The sequence below is a fragment of the Desulfoluna sp. genome (assembly GCF_030145185.1).
Classification (GTDB): domain Bacteria; phylum Desulfobacterota; class Desulfobacteria; order Desulfobacterales; family Desulfolunaceae; genus Desulfoluna.
Genome location: NZ_JAQYWB010000115.1, coordinates 1 through 11,038, shown reverse-complemented (window position 1 = coordinate 11,038; position 11,038 = coordinate 1). Strand labels below are relative to the sequence as shown.

Annotated in this window: 6 protein-coding genes; 4 read left to right on the top strand and 2 right to left on the bottom strand. The window is 50.2% G+C overall.

From position 1 onward, the window contains the following. Positions 1 to 736 precede the first annotated feature (736 nt). The gene (locus Q1Q75_RS21585; protein ID WP_300675110.1) at positions 737 to 1,669 is read right to left on the bottom strand and encodes an MBL fold metallo-hydrolase; all 933 of its coding nucleotides are present in this window, start codon (positions 1,667 to 1,669) and stop codon (positions 737 to 739) included. Positions 1,670 to 1,923: 254 nt separating this feature from the next. Here Q1Q75_RS21585 and Q1Q75_RS21580 point away from each other — a divergent pair, with 254 nt between their 5' ends. Further along, complete coding sequence (locus tag Q1Q75_RS21580; protein WP_300675108.1) at positions 1,924 to 2,103, top strand: hypothetical protein; 180 nt, start codon at positions 1,924 to 1,926, stop codon at positions 2,101 to 2,103. A gap of 521 nt (positions 2,104 to 2,624) precedes the next feature. Here Q1Q75_RS21580 and Q1Q75_RS21575 read toward each other — a convergent pair. Beyond that, positions 2,625 to 7,202 carry a fibronectin type III domain-containing protein gene (locus Q1Q75_RS21575; protein ID WP_300675106.1) on the bottom strand — a complete coding sequence of 1,526 codons (4,578 nt, stop codon included), beginning with the start codon at positions 7,200 to 7,202 and terminating at the stop codon, positions 2,625 to 2,627. 2,154 nt (positions 7,203 to 9,356) lie between these two features. Here Q1Q75_RS21575 and Q1Q75_RS21570 point away from each other — a divergent pair. The 3 genes from Q1Q75_RS21570 to Q1Q75_RS21560 all read left to right on the top strand — a co-directional run bounded on the left by Q1Q75_RS21570 (position 9,357) and on the right by Q1Q75_RS21560 (position 10,924). Continuing rightward, positions 9,357 to 9,578 carry a hypothetical protein gene (locus tag Q1Q75_RS21570; RefSeq protein ID WP_300675104.1) on the top strand — a complete coding sequence of 74 codons (222 nt, stop codon included), beginning with the start codon at positions 9,357 to 9,359 and terminating at the stop codon, positions 9,576 to 9,578. A 100-nt stretch (positions 9,579 to 9,678) separates the two neighbouring features. Further along, positions 9,679 to 10,677 (top strand): PAS domain-containing protein, encoded by a 999-nt coding sequence (locus tag Q1Q75_RS21565; protein WP_300675102.1) that lies wholly within the window; start codon positions 9,679 to 9,681, stop codon positions 10,675 to 10,677. Then, positions 10,667 to 10,924 carry an ATP-binding protein gene (locus Q1Q75_RS21560; RefSeq protein ID WP_300675100.1) on the top strand — a complete coding sequence of 86 codons (258 nt, stop codon included), beginning with the start codon at positions 10,667 to 10,669 and terminating at the stop codon, positions 10,922 to 10,924. Before Q1Q75_RS21565 ends, Q1Q75_RS21560 begins: the two co-directional genes overlap by 11 nt. Positions 10,925 to 11,038 lie beyond the last annotated feature (114 nt).

The following is an 11,038-nucleotide window of genomic DNA, read 5'->3' as shown; positions in this document are numbered from 1 at the left end:
CCCTGATTTGCCGTACTCACCCGGATCGGGAAAATGATTTGAAATTTAAACAGGAGTGAAATGAGTATTCTTTATCTGTAACAATAAATCTTCTATATATCCTAACGTTAGCTTACATATATCGCATATATCGGGCAGGGGCCGGTGTCAAATTATTAGTAACAATTCTGCACAAAGAAATACCTTTCCCATACCGTATTTTTTCCTTTTGAAGATTTCGGATCGTTATGAAACCAGGGAAACCCAAAACCAGGGGACAGGCGCCCACATCTGATGAATAAAGCGACCTCAAAAGTGTCCGTTGGATCGACCCCTGGGGGGCAGGGTTCGATTTCAATGTGTTACCGTCTCCGGGGATCGGTTCCAAGGCGTTGTCCTCACGCCCTGGCACTCTGTTAGTCCGGATATTTCACGGGCTAGGATTGTGTCTATGGACGGTGGCGCGGCTGCTAAAACGGTGAAGCGGCTTTGGGGGCCTGTTCTTTCAAGCACAACAGGCGCATGTTGCCTGTCCCGCCCTTTTTTCTTCAAGCACAACACTTCAAGCACAACAGGCGCATGTTGCCTGTCCCGCCCTTTTTTGTCCCGCCCTTTTTTTTCGTGCCGGTCAGATGACTTGATACTGTTCTTTTCTATCTGCAAAACAACTGCTTATCGGTTGGTGGCAGACTTTTTTCAATTGACCGGCACTATGGATATCTCTTTCATCTTCTGAGTCGTGTATTAAGTTGCCGATTTAATATTGAATGATGGTTCCAGCGCCATAAGGTTGAACGACTTTTTCTCCGTAGGCCTTACGGAAGTAGGAGATGGCTTTGTCCCTGATGCAGTGGCCTGCGTAAAAAGTAAACCCTTCAGCTTTTACGGTATCGGTGTAAGCCACGGCTTTGGCTAAAATCTCCGGAGAGTCATCCTTCAAGTGGAGTCCTCCTACCACCACGGAGAGGATTTTCTCTCCGGGGAACTCTTTGGTGATGGCCTTCAGGATGTTCATGTAGCCGGCATGCCCGCAGCCGTTGATGACCACGAGACCCTGAGGCGTTTTGACCACCAGGGTGGCATCGTCGATTATGGGGCAGGGGCCGGTGCCGTCCTCGTTGAAAAATTTGCTTTTAATGGGCTGGTAGTTGCCCGCTTCGCGGGGGATGTCTGTGAAAAAGTAAAGACCCTCATCGAGTTTTTGAGTGTTGTTGACGGGTTTAAAGGCTGGGCTTGAATACGTTCTGGCCAGATAAGGCATGCCACAGATACGCACCGGGGCATTTTCTTTGACACTGTATTGCTTGTGCCAGATGTAGGGGTGGCCGTAGATCGGTGGTTTTCCGGCAAGACGGGGGTAGAAGGTGAGGCCGCCTGTGTGGTCGTCGTGTCCATGGCTGATGGCAATCCCGGTGAGGTCTTGCAGGGAGATATTCAGGCGCTGGGCGTTCTGGAGGTAAATATCTGTGGTGCCGGTGTCCATGAGCCAGTGGTGGCCGTTGGCCAACTCGATATAAATCGAAACGCCATGTTCCGTGGCAAACATCTCGGATACCGCGGTGTCGTCACATAGGACGGAGAGTTTCAGGCTTGGAGTGGTGTCGGCAAAACTGCAGCTGATTGTTGCGAGGATGAATAGGAAACATGAGGTGAGGGTGAACCAGGCATTTCTTTGAACAGGGTATCGCATTGCTCTACTCCTTGACGGGTTAACCCGGATATTTCATGAGAAAACGATTTGGGCCAAGGAATAAATCGTAATGACAGTTCTTTGCAGCAATATTTTCAGCTGTTTCAAAAATACAAAATGTAATCCACGGTATTCTGTCTGATTTTCTCACCCTTCGGGCGAGCCGGGTGCACTCATCTGCCGCGTTATCAGAGCTTTGAGGTAAACCACTGCATCTGCAACTCTGATGCCTTGAATATGGAAGCACTCGACTCGTGAAATATCCGGGCTATGAAATGGGGCCCTTGAATGATAAGGCTATTCCTGAAATCGATGGTTCAATAATTTCATTGAAGTACAGAATAGAACTAATATCGGGAAGAAATATGATTGCTTTAGTAAAAAGGGACAAGAGAGGAAAAGATAGGAGGGGACAGGCGCTTCTCGGATGTTAAATAAACCGACCTCAAGTGTCCGTTGGATCGACCCACGGGGGGCTGGGGTTGATTTTGATCTGTTTCCGGTTCCTGGGGCTCGGTTCCAAGGCTTTTAATCGGAACCGATGAACTCTTTAAGGATTCGCTTTATGGCAGCCGGGAACGCCCCCCCCCCCGGCAGATCACAGGGCTTGATGGCATGGACTCCATGAAACGCTTGAGAGAGGGGCTTGACGGTTTTTGTCGCTGTATCAGATAAAGCCGCTATAAAGACAATAATCTGCAAACATTTAAAATGAATTCCGCACCCATGCATGAGGCCGTGAGGGCATACGATTTATATTTTGTCCTTGTCCTTGTCCTTGGAAAGGCTGTTCCTGCATCGCCCAATTCTGGTATCAATTGCTAATCATACTTTTCGCTCAGTTCGAATCCATGGCAGTACAACGTTTTTTTTGCGGAAACCATGAGAGAAGAAAATCCTATGATATGACATTTAATATACAAACGTATGTCGTCTGTTCCCTGGTTGCCTTCACCTATTTGACGATCGCCCAGATTGATCCCCCCCTTTGAAAATGCTGCACCAAGCGTCTAAAACAGGCAAGGGCAGGTAGGGTTGAATGCCGATCTGGCCCTTTGGCTGCAGATATAAAGCAAGGCCCAAAATGAGAACCAGAATCAGAAGGGGGCTCGCATTCGCTTCGCTTTGTCCCAATGGCATATGTTGACATGTGATCGGAGAGCAGACCAATGGTCCAAGTCATCAGGCCGGGTTCGGGCGTGTTGTCTCGTACGCCGAGTATGGTCCCTCCTGTTTGGATATCGATCCCATTCCTGATACCTTTCAAGCCAGCTATGACCATAGTGTTATCGGGTGCAACATAGTAGACAATCGGTGTATGGCTTCCTTCAGGCAAAACGACATCCATCGTCATGTAGAGAGGCCTGTTATCCATCAGGCGAAGCGACTGGCTTGAACCAAGGCTGAATGCCAGGCATCCATTCTCAAGTTGCGCCCTGATTTCTTCGGGAACAGGAATTTGCCTGGGGGGCAGAACAATACCGTCATAAGCCAGCCATTCTTCTTTTGCCTTCTTTTCAAGGCGGGTACCGGGCTCGAATGCTACCGCAATCTTGCTGTGCATTACGCAGGCACCGGGGGACTCCGGGCGAGAATCTGTGGTCAGGGTCGTTTTTACGCTCATTGGGAGGAATCCCACCTTGACCGGATGCAGTGTCATGATGTTTTCGGTCTGAGACGCCATATCCACAATCTCTTCCACCTCGACTTGCATGGCGCTGACCTCGTTAAACAAACCGGACTCGGTAACAACACGAATGCTGTAGTATCCTGCTGAAAAATTCGCAGGAAGTGCCAGTGTCGCCCGAAGACAAGACTCACTTTCCAACAGGATCTTTTCAAAGGAAGTACACGTCCCATCTTTGGCGACAAGCAGCACATCTGAAACGGAACGCCCAAAATTGCTGCCAGAAATAGCCATCTCCGTCTCTGTGCCGGGAATAACCAAAATCGGGGTAACTTCAGACACCTCAGGAAGGGGCTCCGGTGCATTGCTTACCGTATAACATGCCTTTAAGGGACGCGAAGATCCGTACTTGTTCAGAATACGAAGGGTATACTCTCCAGTCGGAACGCCCATGGGGACATCGAGACGAAGGAGGGTCGGGGTGCCTGCATTGGAAAACAGGTCAAAGGCTGCATTGGCGTTTGAGAAGCGGACAAGATTTGTTCCCGCAGGCTCCAGGAAATGGGCTCCCTTCAGTATAAGTTCGCGAGAACGGCTGTTATCCGCCACGGCTCCACCGTCAGCCAGCCTTACGTTGCTGATGGTGGGACGGATATCGGTGGTGGTCTGAGAGGTTACCGTACTTAACGCAGAGGTGTTACCGGCCTTGTCCACCGACTTTATGCCAAACCAATAGGTTGTCCCGGCATGAAGCCCCTCCACAGCCAGGTGAAAGGTCCCCTGTGATTGAAAGGCATCTTGGCCGACGCTGAGCTCGGTTGCCTGCGTGAGGGTATCCGGAGAGAACTCGGAGTCCGAATACCACACCCGGTATCTGTCGTTACCAGGCTGGGGACTCCACGAAAGGATAATCGCAGAAGAGACAGGCTCTCCGGTTGCCGTTGTAATGGCTGGCGTCACCGGGGATTCCTGGTCAATGGTCCAGTGCCAGGTGGTGGCGCCGATCCGACAATTCCTGCCTCCCCCTTGCCAGACATCGCCGATTGCCGCATTGACGTATAGGGTATGTTCCCCATCATCTATATCAAACAACTCAATGGGCGTATCCGCCAATTGGCATTGCCACGGACCATCATCCAAGGCGTACGTGTACTCATCCATTCCCGCACCGGCTCCCATCACCGTGATGGTGGCGTTGCTTTCTTGTGTGAAAGATGCAGGCACCCCGGCAAGAATAGCCGCCGGCAGAGCTGGGTTCACGGCCCAATGGGTTGAGGTGGCGCTGGATTTGGTCTGCCAGTTTCCGGCGACATCACCACCCACTACGTCAAGGGTGTGTTCACCCGGAGTTAAGTCCGAAAGGAAGAGGGGGGCACGACACATCCGGATAGCGCTCCAGGGCCCCCCATCAACGGAGAATTGATACACCGCCACGCCGTCGCCACACACACGGACGGCGGCCTCGCCTCGCCCGACCTCACCTTGTGGTCCATCCAACAACCGGGCTGTGGGGGCCATACGGTCAATGCCGACAATGGCCGTGGTGGCTTCGTCTTCTCGTTGCCAAACCCCTGATCGACTCTTCCCCTTAATTTTAATAGTGCAATAGGGCTCCTCGGGTAGAGAAACCATAAGCCGTTTGTCTATGGGTACCTCATCGCTCCATTTCCCATCATTTACTTGACAACGATAAGAGACAACCCCGATGCCACCCACCAACAAAGAAAGTGTCTCTGCGTTCACGGGCTCAGCAGGAAGATCAGTAAAAATGGCGCACGGAGGCTCCTGAGAAACGAATGTTACCCCCTCGTTGTTGCCGTCGTCGAAGCTGTTACCGCAGACGATGGCGGGAGCCCCCTTATAATGGCAATCCCGCACCGTTAGGCTATCCAGGATCACGGTGCCCAAGGCTCGAATCTGCCACGCATTGTTGTCGTTGGTGCTGCCGACAAAAAACACCTTCTCGGCGCAACCTTCAAGCCGCAAGAGGTTTTCAACCTCTTGTGTTGAACCGGCTTCAAACCGAAGAGTATACCGCCTGGAGGAGAGGCAAATGAGGCGATAAAAAGTGGTGGAACCCGAAATTGCCTGATCGGTCCCCGTAAGCACTAAAGATCCGCCCTTTGCAGCAAAGCTTCCACCACTTCGGTTGAAATCGCCGGAAAGATGCAGCTCACCCGAGGTAGAGGCGAAGAGGCCTCCTGCCTGTTGAAAGTCGCCTCCTATGGTAATGGTGGACTGGCTTCCTGTAAATTTCCCACCTGCCATTTGAAAATCACCGACGATGGTCAGTGGAACATCTCCCTGGACAAGGGTCCCGGCAAACGACTCAGGGAGAGATAGATAATTCAGGGTCACGGCCTGATCCAGAAGAATTGTGTCATCACCGGCCCCCGTTAACACCACGTTGTCCCCATCAACGGGCATGACTCCGTGCATCCAGTTCCCGGCATCAGACCAAAGGTTGTTCCCGGCACCACCTGTCCAGCCCACTTCGTCATCATCGATGGTAACCGATACATGCCCCTCTGCGATCTCACAAAAATGCTTATCGCTCTGGCTGTCCACGACCGCCATGGTGACACGAGTGATCTTATCGCCACTTAAGATCCGGTCATCCTTGCCGGTAACGACAACGGTCTGAGGCACCCCCCAGTTGGCGGGGGTGAAGGTAAGGGAAGCCGGACTCACAGAGGCCCAACGGATGTCGTCACTGGTAACACGGATTACCACGTTCGACAAAGGGGCCGAAGTCAGGGCCACGGTAAAGCTGTCCGAGATGCCGGACTCGCCAACCCGAGCTTCAGTTTTACTCAGGCTCATCCCTGCCGTATCATCATCTTTCAACGTAAAGCTGGCTTGGTTCGTGCCTGATGTAACACCGTTGATAACAGAAGAAAGATCAAACGTCAGGGTCTCATCACCTTCAACGAAAAAGTCATCCAAGCCGGTTACACACACCACTCCTGATGCCTGTCCTGCTGGAATTACGAGAGATAAGGTCGAAACGGAATAATCTTCACCCTTGCACGTGGACGTATCTGACAACGACAGGTTTACCGTAACCGCTTTATTAAACGTATGGGAAAGGGAAGCCATGATGTTAGCGGTTCCGCCATGTTCAGAAAGAACAGGCCCCGGCGTCTGGCTCAGCGTTACAGCGGGCTCAGAAATAACGATGAGGGTTGCCTTGTACGTTGACACGCTGTACTTCATGCCGTTATTGACATCAAAATCAAAGAACGAAGAGAGCCCCGTATCATTCCGGTACAAAAGCTTTCCACCATCCAAAGCAACCAAAGAGACCGTTTCGCCGTCTGAAAGAGCACTCTCACCGTCGGTGATGCTGCCGGAGCCATCGTTGTCCACCCACAAAGTGCCTTCGTCTGGAACCTTCACAATTCGTACATGGTCCAGAGGATCTGAGTCGGCACCCGTATACCCAAAATCTGCTGTTTTAAACGCATAGACGGTCTTCTGGTAAATGGGCTCAGCAGTAAATGGCGATGCTGAAGGCGGGTTGGGCTCCATTTCATAAGCCCCCACATCCACCCCTCTGCCCTGAGGCCTTTTTATCCCCCTCTGATCCGTTGCGGGAGCACCGTTATACCCATTGTCACCCTCAGGAATCAAATCGACGGCGATACTCCCAGCAAGCAATGGGTGGGTATGTGTCACACCATCATAGTCCCCCACATTTAAGGTGGCGCAGCCGGTATGATCCGTCTCTTGATCAAAACTTGTCAGCGGCTTATCGCAGAGATTGTACCCTTCGGATGTCAACGTACCGCCCCCCCCGTCAAAAGCATCATGACTCGCGTTGGCCAGAATGCTGTTTTTCATATGAGCGACGGTGTTGTCCAAATAAAGCCCCGAGTTGTTGTTGACGATTGTGCACTGGTTCATATCGGCAGAGCTATCATTACAGTAAATGGCTCCTCCGGAGCCATCGAGCGCTGTGTTACCGGAGATCGTGCAATTGACTAAGGATATGGCCATCTCCGTCAGTGCAATTCCACCCCCTGTCCCGACACTGTTGTCAGCTATGACACACTGATCGAGGGTTATTGGCAAGAGGCTACCCTCATTCACCGCGCGGATACCACCGCCTATGCCATACGGTTCTGAGGCGCTGTTTCCAGACACTTCGCACCTCAATAAATTCAAGTTGCTTGAGTCAATAAAAATGCCTGCTCCATCACCGGTCAATGGCCCATCTGTATCCGCTTGATTATCCGTGATCTTGCAATCTGTCATCACAAGGTTTGAGTCCTTGGAATTGATGCCGCCGCCTTTGCCGATAGTTCTATTGCCCGTGATTTCACAATCGATCATTTCAAGATTTGAATCGGAAACATGGATGCCCCCCCCCTCTGAGTCCCTGGCCCGAGTGTCTGTGATCACGCAATGGCTCATTTTAAGGGACGCTTTGGAAACACGAATACCACACCCTTGCTTTTCTGATGAGTAAGTATTCCCCCCGGTAATACGTACCCCTACAATCTTCACCAGGGTGGACTCTTTGGTTGTGCCTTCAATCTTTAGAACTCTGTCCCAGCCCCCTGCGTCCAGGGATAGGTGCTCTGCGCCGGGGCCAGTAATGGTCATAGATTTTATAATTTTCAGAGGGTAATCAGCACAGGTGATTATTTGAGGGGTCTTAAAGTTCAAATCAAAGTCAATTTCATCCCCGTCAGCGCATTTTTCAATAGCGTTCCGGAGTGACCCCTTGCCGGAATCCCCTGTGGTGGTGATCGTCCATGTCGCGCAAAAAACATTTGTGCAAAAAAATAGAAAAAAAGTAAAAATATATACGATTTTTTTCATAAAAAACTAACCTTTTTTGTGTTTAATCAATAAGTTGGCCTCGGTAGATAGCGAAAGCATATACAAGGAAACACACCACTACCAACCTTCTCCGCGCATTGGCCATAAGGTTTCTAAAGATAACGGGGGGACAAGTCGACACGTTTCATCTTTTGACCGAATACCTGAAAAAGCAAGCAGGTATGCCCGGTAACTCCGGTTGTAATTAGCCTTAATTGTAGAAAAATTTATCTTACCAATTGGTAGTCTCGACGCCTCACCTCTACTCTTATTATTTGTAATTAAAAAGTAGCTATTCAGCTGTGCCTTCCGCGGCCCTGCCGAGGGCTAAACTTTTGCCACATTTTATTAAAAAGGCGGATGCGCTTTGACCCGAGGAATCCGCCTACGCAAAAGCCTCCGGCGTGACAAGCGAGCCGTCTTCGCCTGCGGCTACGCCGTGACATGGGGGCAAAGCGTATCCGCAATCTGCTTTCAAAGTGGCACACCTTGCCGCCGGAGGCTTCTTTTTGAGCTAAACAGAAAAAATACGTCACTGGTATTTAGAATTCAATACAAAATTAGTGAGTTACTCTTGGGGTAACATTGCCAGAGGGATGGCTAAGGTTAGTAAAAAAGTTCTGTGGATTGGTTTTGAGCTTGGAACTTTTGGCGACAGACAGGGGGGGTACGCTGCAGGTTTTGGTGCCTGGAATGCACCCTACGGATCGTTGAGGGTCAACCGGTTCTGATTTTAATCCTGCATATCTGAATATCAACGAGTGAGCGCCCACGTAACAGGCGAGGAACTTATTTTGCCTGTCCCTTCAACTCTTCAACTTGCATTTCAATCACCTTCAACAAATCTTCAACACTTCAACATTCGTGGAAATAGTGAATTGTGTCAAAATTAAATGAATTTTACATCAATAGAATTAACATTTCTCATGAAAAATCAGTACGATAGCTCTTTGTGCATAGAGAGCGGTTACTTAGAGACTATAACCTTATGTTTCCGGTACTGACCCTGCTTCTTGCCATCCCCCCCCGACTGCAGTATATTAAAGGATACAGAGAAACTGCCTCGATTTCACACCCTTACGATTGGTCTTCGCCTCCATTTAGAATCTTAAAACTTTTTCCCTTCTCCCTATCAACGACCAACAACTACGGGCCACCCCTATTCACAAATATTCGTGATTTCAGAGTTCAATGGTGCGTATCCGTGGGAGACATTCCCCGAATGGAGATTCTATGAAAGCCATCGGTCTTACCGAATCCAAGTATCCCATCATCAATGAGGTTGAAATCCCTGCAGGGATATATGCCAACTGGCAGAGTATCACAAACCTGCTGTCACGCATTGCCGGGGTGCCGGCCGCACTGATCATGCGGGTTCATCCCCATGAAATAGAGGTTTTTACCTGTAGCCAGAACGAGGGCATGGTCTATGAGCAGGGGAAAGGGGCACATTGAATACCGGTCTTTATTGTGAGACCGTGATGGACACACGTAAGGAACTGCTGGTGCCCGATGAGACCCCCTATGGTGGGAGAATCCTGACATTGATCTCGGGATGATCTCTTACTACGGGATGCCCATCACATGGCCAACGGATGATATTTTCGGCACCATCTGTATCCTGGACACCAAGCCCAATACCTATTCGACCCATATTCGTGAACTCCTTGCGCGATTCCGCGACAGTGTTCAATTCAGCTTGCAGACTCTGTATGATGCCCATCAAAAGGAGCAGGCGTATGCAGAAACACTTCATACCTGGGACACAGCTCTTAAAGCCGCTGCCAACGCCATTGTTGTGACCGATACCGAGGGTATTGTGCTGTGGGTGAACCCCGCTTTTAACGAAAGCAGTGGCTACGAAGCCCAGGAGGCCGTGGGGCAACCCCTTGAACGTATCCAGGCTGGCAAACATGATGACGCGTTTTCCCAAAACCTCTGGGGCACCATTCGCGATGGCCGGGTGTGGAAGGGAGAATTTCTCAACCAGCGAAAAGACGGGTCTTTATACAGCGAAGCCGCCACCATTACCCCTGTAAAAAATGAACAAGGTGATATTGTCCAATTCATCGCCGTGAGTCAGGATATCACCGAACTCAAGAAACTGGAGGACCAACTCAGACATGCCCATAAAATGGATGCCATCGGCCAGCTCTCAGCAGGAATAGCTCACGACTTCAACAACATGCTTGGAGGTATCCTTGGCGCCTCCGAGCTGCTCGCTTCCGAGAGCCTTGATCTCAGCGAAAAGGCGAAAGAGTACGTTGATATTATCATTCAGTCCTCGACGCGTGCAGCGAATTTGACGCGCAAGCTTCTTGTTTTCAGTCGCAAGAGCAAATTCGCGTCAACGGCTGTTGATCTTCATGACATCATAGAAGAGACGGTCTCTCTCCTTTCACAGACTCTTGATAAAAATATTATGATTTCAGTTACAAACAGCGCAGAAAATAGCAGAATCATTGGCGATGATTCCCAACTGCAGAATGCCTTGATGAATATCGGTATCAATGCCAGCCACGCCATGCCCACAGGGGGGGGAGTTGTGGCTTGATACAAGAAACATCACCCTGGATCAAGCCACATGCGATGCCACTGGCTTTGGCATCCAACCCGGCCAGTACCTGGAAATCAACATCGGAGATACCGGGTGTGGCATCGCGCAAGGAAATCTCGAAAAAATATTCGACCCCTTTTTCACCACCAAAGGCCAGGGCAAGGGGACAGGGCTCGGTCTGGCTGCGGTTTACAGTATCATCCAGGACCACCATAAAATCAGGGGACAGGCACCATGCGCTTGACCTCCATGCCAATCTGTGAGACACTCATTTCCAACAAGTAACCTGCCTTTTTAATTGAAATTCATTCTGAAATTTCATCAATACATGCGTATTTCTGACATGACAAACCAAGGA